Annotated in this window: 13 protein-coding genes; 7 read left to right on the forward strand and 6 right to left on the reverse strand. The window is 50.6% G+C overall.

The genetic code is table 11. From position 1 onward, the window contains the following. Window positions 1-11: 11 nt before the first annotated feature. Window positions 12-3,710: a tetratricopeptide repeat protein gene (locus Pan161_RS20045; protein WP_145230196.1), complete on the reverse strand. Its 3,699-nt coding sequence runs from the start codon at window positions 3,708-3,710 to the stop codon at window positions 12-14. A gap of 522 nt (window positions 3,711-4,232) precedes the next feature. Here Pan161_RS20045 and Pan161_RS20050 point away from each other — a divergent pair. Continuing rightward, window positions 4,233-6,617: a trypsin-like peptidase domain-containing protein gene (locus Pan161_RS20050; RefSeq protein WP_145230198.1), complete on the forward strand. Its 2,385-nt coding sequence runs from the start codon at window positions 4,233-4,235 to the stop codon at window positions 6,615-6,617. A gap of 648 nt (window positions 6,618-7,265) precedes the next feature. Here Pan161_RS20050 and Pan161_RS20055 read toward each other — a convergent pair. Further along, window positions 7,266-7,550, reverse strand: a complete 285-nt coding sequence (locus Pan161_RS20055; RefSeq protein WP_145230200.1) for a hypothetical protein — start codon at window positions 7,548-7,550, stop codon at window positions 7,266-7,268. 336 nt (window positions 7,551-7,886) lie between these two features. Between Pan161_RS20055 and Pan161_RS20060 the strand changes: the two genes are divergently transcribed. The 6 genes from Pan161_RS20060 (at window position 7,887) to Pan161_RS20085 (ending at window position 12,674) form a co-directional block, all read left to right on the forward strand. Next, window positions 7,887-8,306 carry an RrF2 family transcriptional regulator gene (locus tag Pan161_RS20060; RefSeq protein ID WP_145230202.1) on the forward strand — a complete coding sequence of 140 codons (420 nt, stop codon included), beginning with the start codon at window positions 7,887-7,889 and terminating at the stop codon, window positions 8,304-8,306. Window positions 8,307-8,537: 231 nt separating this feature from the next. Further along, the gene (locus tag Pan161_RS20065; RefSeq protein ID WP_145230204.1) at window positions 8,538-8,969 is read left to right on the forward strand and encodes a PAS domain-containing protein; all 432 of its coding nucleotides are present in this window, start codon (window positions 8,538-8,540) and stop codon (window positions 8,967-8,969) included. 190 nt (window positions 8,970-9,159) lie between these two features. Then, a complete protein-coding gene (locus tag Pan161_RS20070; protein WP_232103334.1) occupies window positions 9,160-9,720 on the forward strand; it encodes a c-type heme family protein in 561 nt (186 codons plus the stop codon). 201 nt (window positions 9,721-9,921) lie between these two features. Beyond that, window positions 9,922-10,983 carry a tellurite resistance/C4-dicarboxylate transporter family protein gene (locus tag Pan161_RS20075; protein WP_145230208.1) on the forward strand — a complete coding sequence of 354 codons (1,062 nt, stop codon included), beginning with the start codon at window positions 9,922-9,924 and terminating at the stop codon, window positions 10,981-10,983. A 439-nt stretch (window positions 10,984-11,422) separates the two neighbouring features. Further along, entirely contained in the window at window positions 11,423-12,019 is a 597-nt protein-coding gene (locus Pan161_RS20080) for a c-type heme family protein (RefSeq protein ID WP_145230210.1), read from the forward strand. Window positions 12,020-12,224: 205 nt separating this feature from the next. After that, on the forward strand, window positions 12,225-12,674 hold the full coding sequence (locus Pan161_RS20085) for a hypothetical protein (protein WP_145230212.1): 450 nt from the start codon (window positions 12,225-12,227) through the stop codon (window positions 12,672-12,674). 61 nt (window positions 12,675-12,735) lie between these two features. On the opposite strand, the gene Pan161_RS20090 is transcribed toward Pan161_RS20085, so the two are convergent. The 4 genes from Pan161_RS20090 to Pan161_RS20105 all read right to left on the reverse strand — a co-directional run bounded on the left by Pan161_RS20090 (window position 12,736) and on the right by Pan161_RS20105 (window position 18,435). Then, window positions 12,736-14,184 carry a DUF1501 domain-containing protein gene (locus Pan161_RS20090; RefSeq protein WP_145230215.1) on the reverse strand — a complete coding sequence of 483 codons (1,449 nt, stop codon included), beginning with the start codon at window positions 14,182-14,184 and terminating at the stop codon, window positions 12,736-12,738. Between the two features lie 5 nt (window positions 14,185-14,189). Further along, complete coding sequence (locus Pan161_RS20095) at window positions 14,190-16,802, reverse strand: PSD1 and planctomycete cytochrome C domain-containing protein (protein WP_145230216.1); 2,613 nt, start codon at window positions 16,800-16,802, stop codon at window positions 14,190-14,192. A 191-nt stretch (window positions 16,803-16,993) separates the two neighbouring features. Continuing rightward, a complete protein-coding gene (locus Pan161_RS20100) occupies window positions 16,994-17,389 on the reverse strand; it encodes a DUF4198 domain-containing protein (RefSeq protein ID WP_232103335.1) in 396 nt (131 codons plus the stop codon). A gap of 110 nt (window positions 17,390-17,499) precedes the next feature. After that, window positions 17,500-18,435, reverse strand: a complete 936-nt coding sequence (locus Pan161_RS20105; protein ID WP_145230221.1) for a DUF1559 domain-containing protein — start codon at window positions 18,433-18,435, stop codon at window positions 17,500-17,502. Window positions 18,436-18,826: the final 391 nt, after the last annotated feature.

The following is an 18,826-nucleotide window of genomic DNA, read 5'->3' on the forward strand; positions in this document are numbered from 1 at the left end:
TACCATCCCGATCAGGAACGCTTCTTTAACCGTAGGGGCTTTTTCGCATCATAGAGTTTCTGGCGGTTCTGATAATTTCGTTTGAGACGATAGTTGCTTTCGCTCTCAATCGCATTTTGATTGTACTCTTTCGCCTTACTAAACTCTTTGAGTTCGGCATAAGCGGCTGCCAGTAACGCCATGTTACTCGATTTTTTTTCGGTCAGGAGTCGGGCTGCCTGTCGGGCATGGTCAAATGCCCGTTTGCCGTTCCGTGCTTTGTTATCCGCACTGGCAGCCAGCAGTAATGCAGCTTTCTGATGTGCAAAGTAGTTTTTCGAATCCAGCTGCGCTGCCTGCTCATAATCTTTGATGGCAGCCTGATCTTTGCCCGTCGATTCCAGGAATTCGCCACGACTCATCCAGACTTCCGGCACCTGCGGCGAAAGTTCGATTGCTTTGTCAAAGTCCTGCTGTGCCAGATCGCGTTTTTTCAAGGTCGCATGCAAATGGCCCCGCTTGACCAGTACCAGACTTGATTCGGGGAACCGTTCAGCCGCCCGATTCAACGTCACCAGTTCCAGATCACGATTCTTATGGTATCCGTAAGCATGCACTCGATCTAACAGCCTCGGTAACTCTGCCGGGGTATTCTCTGGTTTTTTCGTGTCGGCAGGCTGCGGTTTATTCTTCATTTTAAGCAGTGTAAACGCCGCCAGCCGGGCGGTTTTCTGTTCCTGATCGCCTGAATCCACTGCCTGCTGCAGATACTGGATGGCCAGCTTGTGCTGCTTTTTCTGCAGTAAGGCTTTGCCGATAAAGTATCGAAAGTTGGTGCGGATCTGTTGATTAGGTGGCTGCTGCAGATACCAGTCGATCACTTCGGCGGACGGAATGTCACTCCCGGTCAGAATCTGTTTGAAAAGCAGGACCTGTTTGATCTGCGGAACATGATATCTTTTGCCCTGGGCACGAAATTCAATCTGAATCGCTTTCGAGAGATATTCGTCCCGCTCCTTCGTCAGCCCCAGTTCGTCTGCCAGCAACGCAGCCATGACCGCCGGAAACGCATCCGCCACGAATTCGTATTCCTCTGCGGAATAGTTCCAGACTTTCATAGCGGTTCGTGGATTGTTTTCCAGAATCAGATAGCAGCCGACTTCAAAGAGTTGACCATAAATCAACTGGTCCGCCACCAGATGACGATTATCGGGCAGTGGCACATTGGAATAATATTCCAGCACAGGCTTCAGTCGGTCTTGAAGCGGACCGGGAGGTTCCAGACCCTGTGAGCGGCACCAGGCGTGAAAATTAAATTGATTGTTATAGCGGAGCGACTCCTGTTTTCGCAGCTCGAAAGCACTGTCCAGATCGCCCAGCAGTCGATGACATTCCGCTCCTATTCTTAACCCCCGGCTGGAATTACTTTTCGCTACCAGTTCAGCATAGGACAAAGCCTGCTGATAATCTCCCTGTCGTATATAATATTTCGCGATCTCGGCCTGCTGATGCCGCTTCTGCAGCGATCTTTTGTCTGCCAGTTTGAGCGCTTCCTTGAGCAGTTTCAATTCCAGTTCCGCGTTCTCCTGAACCCGGGCCAGATTAATTAATGGCTGAATATTTTCATAGGAAGGTTCCTGATTGTACATTGTCTGATAGATAGATTCGGCGCGGGGATAATCAAACCTGAGCAGATACTGCTGTGCAATCGCATGAATCAGCAGATCGGCATCAGCATATTCCTTGAGCAGTTCAGGGATTCGCTGCTGGTTCTGCTCCCAGTTGTAAGTCAGTTCCTGCATGATCGTATAAGGCGCATGCGGACTGACGGCTTTCAGATAGGGAACCCACTGCTGTTTTTCCGCTTCGGGGACTGCATGGTCAATCGCGTAAGCCAGTTCAGAAATCACGTGACCGGCATTGCGAATAAAGGTAGGAGACCGAACCGATTCCAATGGTTCGTCAGGCAGGCTGATCTGACGATCTCGCACCAGAATGGGATACGTTGCCGGCGTCCAGTATTGTCCCGGCACAAAACGCAATTCGGAAAACGCGTCAGTCGCGACCGCTTGCTGCCAGGCAAAGCTCTGCAGAAACGGTTTGAAGGGATGCTTTGCGAGCGACTTCAAAAACAGATCGAGAATCGAGTCCGCATTCACAGCCCTCAGTTCCTGATAGCGACTGATTAAATCCCAGGCCTGCAGCATCGTCAGTTCCTGCACCGTACTTGCCAGCATCGAAAAGGAGGGCTCGTTTTTTTCATCCCGACTGGTTCCCATGGCATGCAGATCAGCCACGATGGAATCGCGACTCTTAATCAGGTTTGGCAGTTTGGTCCCGGTTCTTTCCGGCAGCATTCTCAAAACATTTTTTTCTTCAATATAACCAAATGCGTAGTTAATCAGGTCCTCGTTTGCATCATGAATCATCGCCAGACTCTGGCCATCACTGATGGTTCTGGGTCTGGTATAAAATGCCCGGGGGGAGCGGGAATCCTGTGCCAGATAGGCATCGACGGCTGCGTTCTTCTGTTGAGTTGTACCGAAATAAGTCGCCTTTAACAGGTTAAGATATCGTCGAAGCAGTTCATTCTCCGGGCTTAACTTCTTGCCTTCCAGACGCTTATTGTCGTACAGACAGTGCGCTTCAATCACAGGCAACCACTGCGGGGACTCATTCACCTTTGGCTGGAGAGCGGACGCCGTTTCCAGATCTTTCAGCGCCATCCGATCCAGGCCGACTAAGGTGCGCACCAATGCGCGGTACGAAAACGCATAGGCTTTGTGCGGACACTTGATCTGCAGTCGCTCCGCATACAATAACCCGCGTGCTTTGGCCGCCAGGGGAATCAGGCTCCAGTACTGTTCCGTCAACGTCCCGTATAAAGCATAACTTTGCGCGAGAGTCGCCAGCCGCTCCGGAGACTCCCCCTGCTCGTTGATCTCGCGGTGCGTGTCGATCAATCGGGTGAATTGTTGCCGATAATTTAATTTTTCCGGCTTGATAAACAGAGGCTGATACCGTGAAAGTTCAGTCGTCGCTGCTTTTCGTTTCAGCGGAATGTAACCCGCCTGCTGCAGGAGGTCTTTAAACCAGGTGTGCGAGTATTCTTCGGCTAAGCGGGCTACATCAGTCAGCGGAGTGCGATTGGTCATTTTTAGATCCCGCTTCTCAATCAGCTTTTCTGTGTCACCGTCCCGCTGCATGACCTGAACAATATATCGGCTTCTGCGATTAAGGGTGACATGCACATTGAAAACCGGAACATCCCCTGCGTCTTGTGGTGGGAGCGGTTCTCCCAGAGAGGCATCACGTGTCCGATAGCCCATTTCCTCGCGTGCCGCGATCAGAAAGGCCTGCCGAAACAGCTCTCGAACCAGAATACTGGGGACCCGGATATTTGAATCCTGTTTCTGCAGATCCAGATAAACCGGCTGATTCAGTGCCGCTGCCGAAAGTTTCTGACTCGCGCCTGCAACTGAAGAATATAGCCCGGACAAGAAGAGAAAACAGACCAGTAGCATCCCGGCCCAGATTATTCGCAGCTTCGCTAAGGGCTGCCGAAAACAAACGCTCGAATTGAAAAAGTAAACCCGGTTAAAATAAGCGAAATACTGCATGCGAAGACCCACGATTAATACAATGTTACATCTGCCGATTGAGTCCCCCAACATAGCAGACATCAGTGCAGTATCCAACTCCAGACAGGCAAAAATAAGCCGTCGTTTCATTTTTTCAGCTGGGCAGGAAACCGTTTTTACGGGTAAGCGTTCGCAGCCGATGCACTAAACTCCGGAACTATTCGACCAATGCCATTTCGCAAAATGGGTCCATTTTCAGGACAGCCCGCGACAGCATCTCAACAGACCCCGATTCGACAGGCCGCTTCGAGCAAAGGCCTGGCAGAAACGGCATCAGAGTTTCACTCCGAATGCACGAAGCCATCAACCGGAAGGACGTCTGGCTTTCACACCTATGCACTTTAGCGGGCAGCCCTTCGGTCAATTTTACGCAGAAATTTAGACGATTCGAATCGGCTCACGTATCTGATTGTGTATGTCGCTGTCACGACGAGACCTGATTTGACACAGATTAATTCAGGTTTTAGGATGAAGCATCGGTAGTTCAACCCCGTTTTACCCTGGCCGAACTCGCAAGAGATTGGGTCGTCGCCCGCAAAGCGAAGCAGTCCGAAGTGTTGCTACATTGGCAACGGATTCTCCAACTATAACAAGACTGAAAGTAGATATCCCATGAGAGTTCACAGCTTTCCTTTTCGACTTACAGCCTGTTGGGGACTCCTGCTGATCTCTGCGGTCACCTGCCTCACAGCGGAATGGGTACACGCTGCTGATACAAAACGCATCGTCACTGACGAAAAGGCGAACGCGATCTCTGCCGCGATGGAATCGTCTTTAGCAGGTCTGCCAAAACTCTACGCGTCAGTCAGCCCGTCGGTCGTGCGCGTCGAAACGGAGCAGAACAACAACCTGACCGGGGTCATCGTATCATCAGACGGACATCTCCTGGTGGGGAATGGGTTCAGTGTGGTGAATGGGAGCGGATCGATTGACGTGAAAGTCCATTTGAGCGATGGCCGTACCGTCACCGCGACGGCTGCCGGTTGGTCGATTGAATGGAGACTCGCCGTGATGAAGATCAACGCAGCAGGCCCCTGGCCGGCGATCGAAGTGGGCTCAACAAAGGAACTGAATGCCGGAGAACCCTGTCTCGTGATCGGCTACTCACGGCGCGGCGACATGAAATATGATTCGTCACCAGCGGCAAGGTTTGGGCTCATTGACCGTAGCGTACCTGCCCGCTGGTTCACAACAACGTGTTTTCCGGGATCTTTCGAGTACCCGGCCGTTGTGGGAATGGATGGCCGCCTGCTGGGAGTGGATAGCGGCAAAACGGGAACACAGAACCACGCGACCGCTGTCGATGTATTTGTCGCCCATCGCAATGACCTGTTTGCGGGAAAGAACCTCGATTGGGTGCGGTTTCCGCCCGCTCCTGATTCGGTCTATCGCACTGGTGTGGGCGACCACCCTGAGCTGCTGAGAATGAGGAAGACGGATGATGTCCTGGGTAAAGCAAAGCCGCCGACGCGCATGAGCGATGCGCAGTTGTCAAAGGTCAGGCAGATTGCGAAGCAAACAACGGTGCGACTGGTCTCGAAAGATCAACGTACCTACGACGGAGAAGATGATGCTCGCTGGAGCGGCGTGATTGTCTCTGAGGACGGCTACACCCTGACTTGTGCTCACGCCGGTCAGTTGCCGGGGGAACGGTTCACAGTTCGTCTGTCGGACGGTCGCGATGCTGAAGGTGTCGCGTTGGGCAGCAATCCGATCACGGATATCGGTCTGGTGAAGATCACAACACCGGGTGCGTGGCCATTCGCAAAGATTGCCGCGTCGTCGACATTGAAACCGGGCGATCCGCTCGTTGTCGCCGGGTATCCAGCCGTGGATGCGCAGGGGAACTGGACTACAGAACGATTACCAAAGATCGACGTCACGGCAGTGGAACATCCGCTGTACCTGTTGTGGTACCGTGAATTCAACAACCGACTCGATTATTTGGGTCAAGGTGGAATGTCTGGAGGAGGTGTATTCAATGAACACGGTTGCTATGTCGCTGTTTACCAGGGATCAGGGAACGCGCGGTCCGAAGTCGCCCGGCTGCAATGGGATGACTTGCAGCGAATTGAGTCGATCGACACTGCGATTGGATTGCCACATCCATTGCGTAAACGATTCGTCGCGCCGAGTAAGGCGGTTGCTCAATCGGTCGTGGAACTGTTAGTGGATTCCAAACCGGTCAGCAGCGGAACCATCTTGGACGCTGACGGATGGATTCTCACCAAGGCGAGTGTCCTGGACGGAAAGGTGAGTTGCCGCTTGTCCGACCAGTCTGTCGTCGTCGCCGAAAAACGGGCTGAGTCACAAGCGCATGACCTCGCCTTGTTGAAAGTCGACGCAAGCGACCTGACTACGGCCACGTTTTCCGACCAGGAGCCACCAGCGATGACACAACTCTTGTGTGCAGTGGGCCCACGACCGATGCTCAACCCGGGAATCGTGTCGGTCGAAACGCGCGCGATCCCACCCGAACCGCGGTGGAAGGGGGGCGCCACAGAAGAGACACCAGACGGCGTGAAGTTATCCCGATCGAGAGACCTGCATTTAAGCGGGACGAAGCTCCGGCGCGGTGACATCATTGTTTCCCTCAACGGTCATGCGACTCCCGATGTTGCCGCGTTGACTCAAGTATTAGAAACAAAGCTCGCCGGGTACTGCACCGGAGATCTGGCTTCGGTCGCACTGCGCCGCAAAGGTGAAGCGATGAACGTACTGACAACTCTGCCGCCGACCACCGGCGCGAATTATTGGATAATGGACTCGCGTGACACACCGAGGCGATCCGGCTTCGCTGCGGTCTTTGATACCGACATTGAACTTCCCCAGCCAGAAGTGGGCTGTCCCGTGATTGACGTGGAAGGCCGCATTCGCGGTATCGCTATCGCCAGTCGAGGCCACGTCGAAACACGACGTGGCCTGACTTCCGTATTGCCGAGTCACATCGTCAAACGCGTGATACAACAACTCATGGCTGAGGCAACCTCCCCATAACGGTCCTGTAGCATTCTTCCGTACGGGGATTCATTGAGGTACAGTGCAGCCACTGACCCCTTGATTAAATTCTTGCGTCCCGACCTTTTTTTGAGTCGAAGATTACAGTGAGTAGCCTTCACTGGAACGATGACGAGTCACTCCTGGCAAAGCGGCCGACTTGTTGTACGCTCAAAACCATGAATCAACCGAATCCATTTTAGGAAATGAATTCTTGTCCCAGGTCTGAGACCGATACGACGAGACAGCGAAAACGATCTGGTTTTCGGGACAGGGCTCCCACAACCGAGACCGAAATTTGATTTTTTGACCAGGATTCCGGACCTGTGATTCACACGGCAGTACTGTCAACAACAGGCGACACCTGTCTGCGCCACTTTACACCCACGACATCATGTTCAAAATGAGATCTGTACTTAAACCGGAGAGATCCTGAAAAATACGCAGCAGCCCCAATCAGGCAAAGAATGCAAGTAACCGGTTGTCAATTCTACTGCCGCCCGGAACTGCAACCGCTGGCTGTAGAAAGGAGATATTCTCTGGGCAAGTGCCAGATAGTATGGAGCCAGCGGTAAAGCAGGGAATTTCAACCACGATTGAATTCTGGATGACATTCTGATGACTGCACGTCACGAAATCTGTTTTGTGTTAAGGGGTTATTTCGATGTGCAGTAAATCCGGAACCAGCAGTAAAGCCAGCAGTAAGAGCAGGAAAGGAGTGATTCCCATCAATAACATGATCAGAATCAGTCTGGTGATCATGGATGATTCCGCCTGACTCGATTCCCTGTCTTCAACGCAGGGCTGAAGCTCTGTATTGGGAATTCCTTTCAGCGGTTCGTATGGCATCTGATTCTGTTGGTCGAACAGACCTTGCCGAAATCGTCTATTTTTGAAGATGGAATGGGTTTCCTGATTTGATTTCTTCAGCATGCTCACTACTCCTGTATCGAAGGCATCCGTTGATAGGAAACATGAGTGGTCCATTTCCTGTGGAGAGCAAAATCCGAACCAATGCGTCAAAATAACTTGAAATTAGAGCACGCTATTCCATTCATATGACAGGTACAAATCGTGCGTGGGTACTCTTACTCTAAATAAATATGCTGATCTCAACTGAAAGGTTTTGTACGCCGTATTCAAAATCCAACCCTGTCTTCTTCACTTTAATTTCCAAGGAAAGAGTTTTTGTTGACAAACCGGACCATTGGGTCTATATTCGGTATAAGATGTATTACTTATACATGTTTATAAATGCAGGACCGATTAATGCAGCTTACCATGCAAACCGATTATGCTTTGCGAACCCTGATGTACCTGGCATCACAGGATGACCGGGCCACCGTTACTGATGTGGCAACGCTGTTTAGTATTTCTTCGCATCATGTCGCCAAGGTGGTGAACCAGTTGTCGCGCCTGGGATATATTCGCAGTGTGCGTGGCATGGGAGGCGGAATAGAACTGGCAATCCCCCTGGAAGAGATTCGTCTGGGTGAAGTGATCGAACGCTTTGAAGGAAATCTGCATCTACTGGAATGCGTTGGCACTCAGAACGTTTGTGTGATTCAGCCGTTTTGTAAGCTTAAAGGGGTCCTGGCGGAGGCCGAACGGATTCAGTTGGATTATCTCAACAGTGTGACTCTGGCCGATGTTACACCATCGCGTCGACAGTTGAAAAGTATTTCTTAACTCAGCCAGAACTGACACAGCAATCTCTCCTTCCCTCTTTTCTTTTAGCAGAAAGGAATATTCATGCACAAAAACAGAATTCGCTACCAGCCTCGCAGTGATGTTTCTGTTGATTCACACGTTCAATTCATCAAACGAAGACACCGGTCCCGGTTGTGATAAAAAAGTGTGTCATGTGTCATCCCCTTTATAAGAAGGTCAAAGCAGACCAGTCAAACGGAGTGATCAGCGATGAGTTACCAATCAAGTGAGTATCTGGTTGAAAACTGGAATCAGGAACAGCTTGACCTTGAGTTAAGTGCGCCTCACCAAGCAGTCGGCGATGCCGTCATCTGCGTGGACCGGGACGGGATTCTGGTATTGTGGAATCCGGGAGCAGAGCGTCTGTTCGGTTTCTCCTCTCAGGAAGCGATCGGCGAGCCTCTTGATTTAATCATCCCTCACGCGTATCGCAAACCACACTGGGAAGGGTTTCATGCAGCCATGCGACAAAATCAGACTCGGCTGGGGACCAAAGTGATCAGGGTCCCCATGCTGCGAAAGGATAAAAGCCAGTTCCGCGGTGCGCTCACCGTTGGAATTGTGCGTGGTGAGAATAACAGGATTGAACGAATCGGTGCCATGATTCGAGAAGAAACCGAGAATAAAGGCACTCAGGAATGATGTTGGACGGGCCCACCACTCCCGTTAAATACAAAAACCAGCGTTGAGAGATTTTGGTTTCCCAAGCACTAAACGTGGATGAGGCCAGATGAAACAAGCGGGAGAGCAATTGTGAAGCTGCTCCGCCGCGAATTTCAATCAGGCTCCTGCCTTATTATGTATCTCAGAAATCAGGACAATGGTTCCCACTATGAAAAAACTATTTGTGTTTTTATGCATTATCCCTGGCCTGATCTGGATCTGGCAAGAACAGCATGGGCTCTTCCTGGAGACCATGCAAGCTGAAGAGCAGACTCGACAGGCAGTACAACACAATCCCAAAACATTGCCTGCGACAGTCGAGGAGGCTCGAATTCGCGCGAAGATCTTACACGAGACGATTCATGGTTCACTTCAGGTCATGCATCGGGACTTTTTTCTCGAAGATGAAAGTATCACCATCCCTTCCCGCTCTCTGGAAGATGTCTTTAAAGAACTGGAACGCGCGTACGGGATCAAAGCCCGCTGGCTGGCAGTCAATGCCAAGGCAATGAATATTGACAATGAACCGGTGTCGGACTTTGAGAAAGCCGCTGTAAAAGTGTTGTCCGATGGAAAACCGGAATATGAACAAATTGCGGACAAGAAGTTTCACTACGCCGGTTCAATCCGTCTGGCTTCGCAATGTCTGAAATGCCATCTTCCCCAGCGAACCAGTAACAAAGATCGAGTGGCTGGGTTAGTCATTTCAATGCCGTTAAAAAAAAGGTAGGTACGATTGCGCCATAGAGACGGATCAACGGTTGGTCTCGGAGGAACAAAATCACCACACGCTTCTGTGTTCACTGCACGCCGAGTTGATTCGTGTATTAACAGAAGCAGGAAAATACATTTGGCAGCATGTAGATCGACCTACATCACATGATAAAACAGGTTCTACTCGTTTTAATGCTTAGTTCCCGCGTGAGAGAGGATGCAATTTAAATTGGAAAGTGATCAGTCATACTCAGTGAAACAGACTGCGATGGAAGGGAAACTGAAGTCGTTTGCCATCGTCATGGCAACGGGAATTGTTTCCATTGCCTGTGGGCAGTTAAATCTGTGGCTGATCTCTTATGGGTTACTGGCCTTGTGTCTTGCGTCGTCTGCGTACCTGCTGTTCTACAATGGAGCCCAGATGAAGAAACATAAGCAGTTGGCGATCGCCGAATTTTTAGCTCCCCCAACCGGATTCGATTTTTACACAATTGTGGCGGCCAGTTGTATCCTGGGAAGTCAGTTTCTTCAGATCGTGTACCTGCCAGCTTTCGCACTGCTGCTATGGTTGATGAGCCTGATTGTCTGGGCCTGGTTAAGCTATTCCCTCTTGGCTCATTTCATCATCAGACAGTCCAGGTTGGAACTTGTGAGAGATGTTCACGGAGGCTGGTTACTGCTGGTGGTTGCGACCCAGGCAGTTGCCGTTCTGGGGACTTCTCTGTCGCGGGAATTCACTGTGTTTCGTGAAGCCCTGGTGTTTCTTTCTCTGGGGCTTTGGCTGGTCGGCGGACTGTTATACCTCTGGATCATTTCACTGATCATGTACCGATCCATATTTTTTGCAATGAATTCCAATTCACTGGCTCCTCCCTACTGGATCAGCATGGGAGCAATGGCGATTTCCACACTAACCGGTGCCGGTCTCATTTCGACGGCACAAAACTCTGTGATCCTTTCGCAGGTTCTGCCCTTCCTGAAAGGCCTGACACTGCTCTACTGGGTGATAGCGACCTGGTGGATCCCACTGCTTGTGATCCTCGGAGTCTGGCGACATATGATTCAAAAAGTCAGCTTATCATATGATTCACAGTTCTGGAGTATCGTTTTTCCTCTAGGAATGTATTCAGCATGCACGCATCGTCTGGCTGTTGAACTGAACTATCCTCCGCTTATGCTGGCAGCGAATCTGTTCGCCTATATCGCATTGGGGGCCTGGCTGATAACGGTAGTAAAAATGGCCTATGCCAGCTTACCCGCCGCAGTAACCATTAAGTAAAAGAATTTTCCATGCAGCAACCAGTTACAAAATGTCATCTGGGCGAGACCAGGCACAAGAGACGCAGTTGTCGCTCAGATACCACCAGCATGTGCGACATACCATTTCCAAAAAATAGCGGGACAGTATTTTCTATTTTGCGAGAGAGGTTTAGGAAAATGCGATTTTTGATGAAAGCAGTTTTGTCATAATGGAAAAGTTTTTGAGGAGTGCTTTATCAAGCTGGAAAGTAAGTGTTGTGGGTATTGTTTACGCGTTCCGTTGTCGCACTCTCACAATATCTATCAACACAATCTATCAACCCGGAATTTTAAAATAACACTGCCGTAGTCTGTGAATAATATTTATTTGAGTTTGGTGGCAGAGTCACATTTCCACTCAATACCATTCATTGAAACTGCTGATAGTTTCAGTTGTAAATGAAGCAAAAGGAAGAAAAATGAAAGCAATGCTCAGAATTTGTACTGTTATTTCGATAAGTGTATTTTCATTTGGTTTAGTTTCCTTCGCCGAGCCACCAGAGAATGGAAAGGAGCAGAAAGGAACAATACAGTCATCCACAACGAAGCAGAATAAGCGGCCCACACAAGCGCTGTCCCTCGCCCAGGCACGTGAGCGTGCAGAGCTGACACATATTTTGTACTCAGCAACACTGGATGCCATGCACCAGAGCTACTTTATTAATGAACGCGCAGCCGTTCCTGCACGCGTGATGGAACGCATGTTTAAAGAGGTAGAAAATCAGGAAAACATCAAGGCCCGGTGGATCGCCGTCAATGCCCGAGCCATGAGTGTCGATCATGAGCCGGAAACGGAATTCGAAAAACAGGCTGCTGAGGAACTCGCCTCCGGTAAAGCTGTATACGAGCGTGTGGAGAATGGTGTTTTCCAGCGGGCAGGTTCGATCTCGTTAATGAACCATGGTTGTTTAACATGTCATGTCGGGTTTGGGAAACAGAATAAAAAAGAACGATTTGCAGGATTGATCATTTCCATCCCGGTCAAATCTAATCCAGTCAAAGTGAAAAAGGACTAACTCTGTCCAGTTTAACTGTAGCCTCTCCATAGCAGTTTGAACCTAGTATAATTGATTGAGTGACGTTATGGTTAAAGGTGATGCGATCTAACGGGATCAGGAAGCGAAAGTGTCGTTGACGCGCTATTTCATTATCGTATGATTATTATATCTGAATGGAACATTTCATAATTTCTTGTTGTGCAAAAACAGGTGGGACACTCATTTGAAAAAACATGTCGTCCTCTTTTCGATCTTGCCTACCCTGGTCATTATCATGTATGCCTGCTCTCTCCTCAGGCCTGACTTTGAACAAGGGTGGTCGGGGCAGCGCTACCTGCTGGGGGGGAAGACTTCTGCGTTACCGGACGAGTTTAGCATTGAATCAACACTCCCGTCCGGGCTCACCGTAACGGCAAAGTATGGGCTCATGCAGTCGCACACGCCTGATGGCATCGTGAGCCAGGAAGATCAACGATATGAATATGTTCAAGTGACAGGCCGTAACTGGTTTTGGCGATTACCCGATTATGGAACGACCATTCGTCAGCAATCCGAGGCAGAACTGGATCTCCATTTAAAGCAATTGGGAGTTGCTGCAATCTCCGGCGATCAGTTCAGCCAGAACATATTGGCAATGTCGAAGCGGAATCAGTGCTCTTCCAACACACCTTGAGCTGTTGACGTCAGGCGGACATCGGTTCCCTGGTCTGATCAATTCGCGAGGCGCACGCCCCTCAGGCAATCAGGTTCTCCAGCACTTTGCCTTCAACGCCCGTCAGTCGATAATCGAGGCCTTTGTGCTTGACAACCAGCCTGGTGTGGTCAAAGCCCAGCTGATGCAGGATGGTCGCGTGCAGATTATGAATGTGCACTTCGTCTTCTACGGGGTGAAATCCCAATTCGTCGGTTTTGCCGATGATCGTTCCTGATTTGATACCGCCGCCGGCCAAAAGCATCGTAAAACTGAAGGGATGATGATCGCGGCCTTCTTTGCCGGGTGTGGAACCTCTCCGCACTTCAGTCATCGGCGTGCGACCGAATTCGCCGCCCCAGATCACCAGGGTGTCATCCAGCAGGCCGCGCTGTTTGAGGTCTTTGATCAAGGCGGCACTGGGTTGATCGGTCATATCACAGTTGGTTTTCAGATTCTGATTCAGGTTCGAATGATCGTCCCAGGTGGAATGATAGAGTTGTACGAACCGCACACCGCGCTCAATCATCCGCCGCGCTAGCAGCGCGTTGCTGCCAAACCAGTTGGTCGTTTCGTTATTAATACCATACATCTCGAGCGTCGCTTGCGACTCGTCCTTGAAGTCCAGCAGTTCCGGCGCGGACGTCTGCATGCGATAAGCCAGTTCATAGGAGGCGATCCGTGAAGCAATTTCCGGATCGCCAGCCTGATCGAACCGCAGGCCGTTCAGATCGCGAATGGCATCCAGACGATTGCGCTGCGTGCCCTGGGAAATACCATCCGGATTGGATAGATACAAAATCGCCTCTCCACGGCTGCGAAATGTCACGCCTCGATACGTCGAGGGTAAAATCCCATTTGTCCACAGAGAAGAACCGCCATCCACGCCCTTCCCCGAATTCGACAGCAGCACTACATATCCCGGCAGATTCTTTGACTCACTGCCCAACCCATAAGTCACCCATGAGCCCATACTGGGTCGATCAAACATCGTCGAGCCACTGTTCATCAGCATCTGGGCCGGATGATGGTTGCTGACATCGGTGTGCACCGTGCGAATCATACACAGGTCATCTGCGCAGCTTCCCAGGTGAGGTAGCAGATCAGAAAATTCGAGACCGGCTTCTCCATATTTTTTGAAGGTCCGGGGAGACGCCATGACTTGAGCCGTCGTTTTAATCAACGCATCATTAATGCCTTTCAGGAAGGATTCCGGGACCGGCTGTCCATGCAGTTTCTGCAGTTCCGGTTTGGGGTCGAACAGGTCCATCTGGCTGGGCCCCCCCGACATGAAAATGAAGATCACGTTTTTCGCTTTGGGTTTGAAGTGGGGCGATTTGACAGCGAGGGGATTGACAGCATTGGCAGCGGAAGTTTCTGCTGCAGACTCTTCCGTCAGTAACTGCTGCAGCGCAATCGAACCCAGCCCACACGCAGAGGACTGTAAAAAGTGGCGGCGTTTCAGATGAAGATATTGCTCTGGTTCCCACATCGTATTCAATCCCGTGTTATAAATTCATGCAGATTGAGTAACACACTCGCCACGACCGTCCACGCAGCCTCTTCCTGTGAGCGTTTTCTCACAGATGTTTCCGACTGATTCAGTTCCTGCTGATACAGTAACTTCAACCTTGCGACTTCCTGATCCTGTGGTGCACGAGACAGGCAGAGCTGAAAAGCATAGCGCAGCTGTTCCTCGAGATCCCCCTGATTCTCACGCAAGACCCGCTGAGCCAGATGCCGGGCGGCTTCGAAAAATACAGGATCATTCAACAGTGTCAAAGCCTGCAGAGGCGTATTCGAGCGATCGCGACGGCTGCACGTCTGACTGGGATTCGGCGCATCAAAGATCACGGACTGAGCATAGGGTGAAGTTCTTAAGGTCAGCGTGTAAAGTCCGCGGCGATAGCGGTCTTCCCCGGTACTCACTTCCCAGGTGTTGGAGCCGAAGCCTTCCATCACCACACTGTCAGGTTGAGGCGGTCGCACACAGGGGCCGCCCCGCTTTTCAACCAAGAGTCCACTCACCGCCAATGCCTGATCGCGGACTGTTTCCGCGGGCAATCGTAGACTGGTCTGACGACTGAGCAGAAGATTGGAGGGATCCTGCTGGTGGATGTCAGCCCGCATGCGCGCTGATTGACGATACGTGGCGGAAGTGACGATCAGGCGATGCAGGTCTTTGACATTCCAGCCCTGACTGCGGAAATGACAGGCCAGCCAGTCCAGTAACTGCGGATGCGAAGGCACAGCGCCTTGTGTGCCGAAGTCATCTGATGAGACTACGATGCCCTGTCCAAAGTATGCCTGCCAGATCCGATTGATCGTGACCCGCGCCGTCAGCGGGTTTTCCTTCGAGACCAGCCACCGCGCCAAATCCAGCCGACTCGGTTTCTGCTGCTCCATTGCAGGTAAAAATTCAGGAGTAGCCGGCTCAACCGGAATTCCCGGTGCTTGAAAAGAACCTCTCAAATGCACGAACGCCAGTTGCGGTATTTGCATTTCCCTCACCGCCGGTGCCCGGGAGACAGCAGGATATTCTTTTCTCAGTTCACCCAGTTTGCGGGCGAGTTCACCCAGCTTAAGCTCTTTAAATTTCCCACCGTTGACCAGATGCCCGCGTCCCAGAAAATAATCGAGCAGATCATCCTGCTGTCTCTGGCTGCGCTGCGCGGGTTCCATCTTGAGTATCTCCAGCCCTTCCTGCTGTCCTTCTCCGGTCCCTACGCCCCAGACCAGTCCCATTACTTCCCAGGCACGTGCCCAGTGATGATCGTCGGCCGGATGCATGGCGGCATAGAGCATTTTCCGCTCCCATTCCCGCTGTAGTTTTTCCAGTGGTTCACGGATCGGTTCGATCAGAGCCTGACGTTTCGTCTGGTACTCTGCCTGCTGCTGCAGACGCTGCTGTTCCCCTGCCAATGGTGCATCGATATTGACTTCATAGGCGGAGTTAAAGAAGGCATAGAACTGATAGAATTCTTTTTGCGTGATCGGATCGTATTTATGATTGTGACAGCGGCAGCAATCCAGCGTGAGCCCCAGCCAGACCGTGCCCATGAGTTTCGTGCGATCGATGACCTTATTCACCCGGAATTCCTCGAGATCGGCTCCTCCCTCGCGATTACTGAGTGTCTGCCTGAGAAAACCCGTTCCCGCGTGTTGTGCAGGTGTTGTCTCCGGCAGCAGGTCACCCGCCAGTTGCTCAATCGTAAACTGATCAAAGGGCTTGTTCTCATTCAATGAGTTCACTACCCAGTCTCGATAGCGCCAGGCATGCGGACGGACCGCGTCAGTCAGATAGCCATCGCTGTCTGCATAGTGACAAAGGTCCAACCAGTGTCGAGCCCACTTCTCACCAAAGCGGGGCGAAGCCAGCAGACGATCCACGACACGCTCATAGGCCTCTGGACTGGAGTCATTCAGAAACTGATCCACTTCTGCAGGCGTGGGAGGCAGACCGGTCAAATCAAGCGTTATACGTCGAATCAATGTCGCTTTGTCAGCGGCTTCTGAGGGGGATATTTTTTCCTGTTCCAGACGATGCAGAATAAATCGATCGATTTCATTTTTGCACCAGCGTTCATTCAGAACCGCGGGAAGTTCCGGATTGATGATCGGCTGGAACGACCAGTGTAGTTGGCGCGGTTGGGATGTCGTGTCGAGAACCAGGGCGTCCGGCCAGTTGGCTCCCTCCCTGATCCATTGACGAATCGCCGCGACTTCTTTGTCAGAAAGTCGTTCCCCTTCTCCCTCGGGAGGCATCACGATTTCATCCTGGTGCGTTCCGGAAATCATCAGCAAAAGTGGACTTTGATCCGGCTTACCGGGGATGATGGCGGTTCCATAATTACCGCCAGTCAAAGCAGACTTTCGCGAAGTGAGTGAGAAACCGCTTTCCGGCTTTTCGGAGCCATGGCAGCTCAGACAATGCGGTTCCAGAAGAGGCTGGATATCACGCGTAAACTGGATTGAAACCGCATCCGTTTTTTGTCTGCCCGGCTCTTTTTCCGCAGACAGGAACGAAAGAGGCATCAGCAATACCACACATCCGGCCAGCAGACTTAAATTCAGAATCCCCAACTTGCAGAAAAATAATCGATCTCGCATCAAATCTCCTCTGCCACATGCAGGAGCAGGAATCGTTTGATCTCACTCGATTTAATATAACGAATTATTTATACGTTGAACAGGATTGACTCCAGAACCAGGTCATTTTCACACGAACGCCAGGCAGTGTTACGCAGACAGGCTGGGAGAAACAGATCCTGCCAGCCTGTCGCTTATTTCAAAACTTCAAATTATTTGGCACTGGTTAAATCAAAATCGAAGGATGTATTCTCTTTCGAAACGCCCGCTTTCAATGAAGTCTCTGCCCCCTGATACTCTTTAAGAGCCGGGTTCGGACCGCCATTCGTCATGCGGTCCACCGTAATTTTATAATCCCGGGGTGCGTTTACTGACATCGTATAACTGCCTTTGTTGTCTGTAATCGTCAGAGCAGGACCGACCAGTGGATCGCCGTCAGCGGGAACAAACGTGACTTCCGCATCACTAAGTGGTTTTCCATCCAGGGTGACCACGCCTGAGATTTCCACTGCTTCATTGGGATCGGCCATTTTCTGTTCTGAGCAACCCAGGCTGAGCAGACTGAAAACTACGGGAATCATTAGAGTAAAATATCGCATCGTTCTCATTGTCGTTTCACTTTTCCTAAATCATTCAAACCAAGAGCAATACACACTGAGTAACGCCCAGTGTGTATTGAAAAGAAAAACCGTTTTTTTTAATCATCCGCAGAGCAGCCTCAGGGAACCTGGACCACTTCCCCGCCCATCGGAGTACAGAGTGCCTGCCACTGACGGCCATCAATATTGCTACTGATAAAACGCACGGCCCCATCCATGAACCCACAATGCACGCCACCGGTATGGGCACTGCCTACGGTACCCCAGTTGATTGTAGTGCTGTAAGTCGGTACGGGATTATTAGGTGTTGATATAGTTCTCGTCGAGAATCCAATATTGCCATACCCCACAGCCGGGTCAAACCAGCTGCGTCCCATATTATTTTTATGTGATGTGGGCAGGACGTAATCCAGCCCTTTCGCGAATTCTGAAAAGCTGATCGTGTTACTGGTTCCATCAGTCACATTTCGTAAACGCATCTGGGGAGCGTAAACAGCCCCGGTGGCATCATCAGTCATGCCCCAGCGAGATGCGAAGATCCCGTTGGTAGTATCACTACCATGACGACCACACAACCCATAACCGTGATTGGCACTTGCAGTGGGATAATTGTGCTGTGCGTAATTTGCATCATCGATCACGATCGCACTCGGGCACATGAAGACTGTCACTTTGGTGCGTCGTACCTCAGCATTGGCAGCGTTTTGTGGATCTACCGAAAAATTAATTTTGTTATATAGATTTGTCTGATCCAGGTAAGGCAATAACATGGTATGAATCGTATAGGCATAGTTCCCGTTATCTGTCTCACAACAGCAGGAAGTGGCATCATAATGGTTCACGCCACGGGGAATCACGCCGGATGTCGTATCAATGTAGTTGTGTAACGCCAAGCCCAGTTGTTTGAGATTATTCCGACACTGGCTCCGGCGGGCAGCTTCACGGGCCTGTTGGACAGCCGGCAACAGCAGAGCGATCAGAATGGCAATGATCGCGATCACCACCAGCAACTCAATGAGTGTAAAACCACGTTTGCGTCTAGATGATTGAAGCATAATAAAACTCCTGAAAAAAAGAACTGAATTTAATATAGAAAGGTCAGTAAATAACTATTAATTCTTCAGTAGTAGTCGTTATTGAGCGGAATGCTCAGATTGGATACCTCAATTACATCAAAACACACTTATAAATAGCAATGTTATTATCATCTCTTTTTACTAATTTTAGTTAATTAATAATTTAAACCTCATTCCTTAACTAACTTGTATTTTCTGTTTTTGATCTGGTTGTAAGGACCTGAGTGCCAGGGCCAGGCTGTGGCCATTTTACAGTAGCGTCTCCAGGGCCATTTGGACCGAGTATCATAAATTGAGAGACGCTATGGTGAACTGTGATGTGCTCGAGAGCGCTACCGGCGACACCATTCTGAATACCAGAATTCGCAGC

Source organism: Gimesia algae, assembly GCF_007746795.1.
Taxonomy (GTDB): domain Bacteria; phylum Planctomycetota; class Planctomycetia; order Planctomycetales; family Planctomycetaceae; genus Gimesia; species Gimesia algae.

What these genes read in the sequence shown, in the direction of transcription:
- Pan161_RS20045 (WP_145230196.1), bottom strand. Translation starts at nt 3,710, where the DNA reads ATGAAACGACGGCTTATTTTTGCCTGTCTGGAGTTGGATACTGCACTG.
- Pan161_RS20050 (WP_145230198.1), top strand. Translation starts at nt 4,233, where the DNA reads ATGAGAGTTCACAGCTTTCCTTTTCGACTTACAGCCTGTTGGGGACTC.
- Pan161_RS20055 (WP_145230200.1), bottom strand. Translation starts at nt 7,550, where the DNA reads ATGCTGAAGAAATCAAATCAGGAAACCCATTCCATCTTCAAAAATAGA.
- Pan161_RS20060 (WP_145230202.1), top strand. Translation starts at nt 7,887, where the DNA reads ATGCAGCTTACCATGCAAACCGATTATGCTTTGCGAACCCTGATGTAC.
- Pan161_RS20065 (WP_145230204.1), top strand. Translation starts at nt 8,538, where the DNA reads ATGAGTTACCAATCAAGTGAGTATCTGGTTGAAAACTGGAATCAGGAA.
- Pan161_RS20070 (WP_232103334.1), top strand. Translation starts at nt 9,160, where the DNA reads ATGAAAAAACTATTTGTGTTTTTATGCATTATCCCTGGCCTGATCTGG.
- Pan161_RS20075 (WP_145230208.1), top strand. Translation starts at nt 9,922, where the DNA reads ATGCAATTTAAATTGGAAAGTGATCAGTCATACTCAGTGAAACAGACT.
- Pan161_RS20080 (WP_145230210.1), top strand. Translation starts at nt 11,423, where the DNA reads ATGAAAGCAATGCTCAGAATTTGTACTGTTATTTCGATAAGTGTATTT.
- Pan161_RS20090 (WP_145230215.1), bottom strand. Translation starts at nt 14,184, where the DNA reads ATGTGGGAACCAGAGCAATATCTTCATCTGAAACGCCGCCACTTTTTA.
- Pan161_RS20095 (WP_145230216.1), bottom strand. Translation starts at nt 16,802, where the DNA reads ATGCGAGATCGATTATTTTTCTGCAAGTTGGGGATTCTGAATTTAAGT.
- Pan161_RS20100 (WP_232103335.1), bottom strand. Translation starts at nt 17,389, where the DNA reads ATGAGAACGATGCGATATTTTACTCTAATGATTCCCGTAGTTTTCAGT.
- Pan161_RS20105 (WP_145230221.1), bottom strand. Translation starts at nt 18,435, where the DNA reads ATGCTTCAATCATCTAGACGCAAACGTGGTTTTACACTCATTGAGTTG.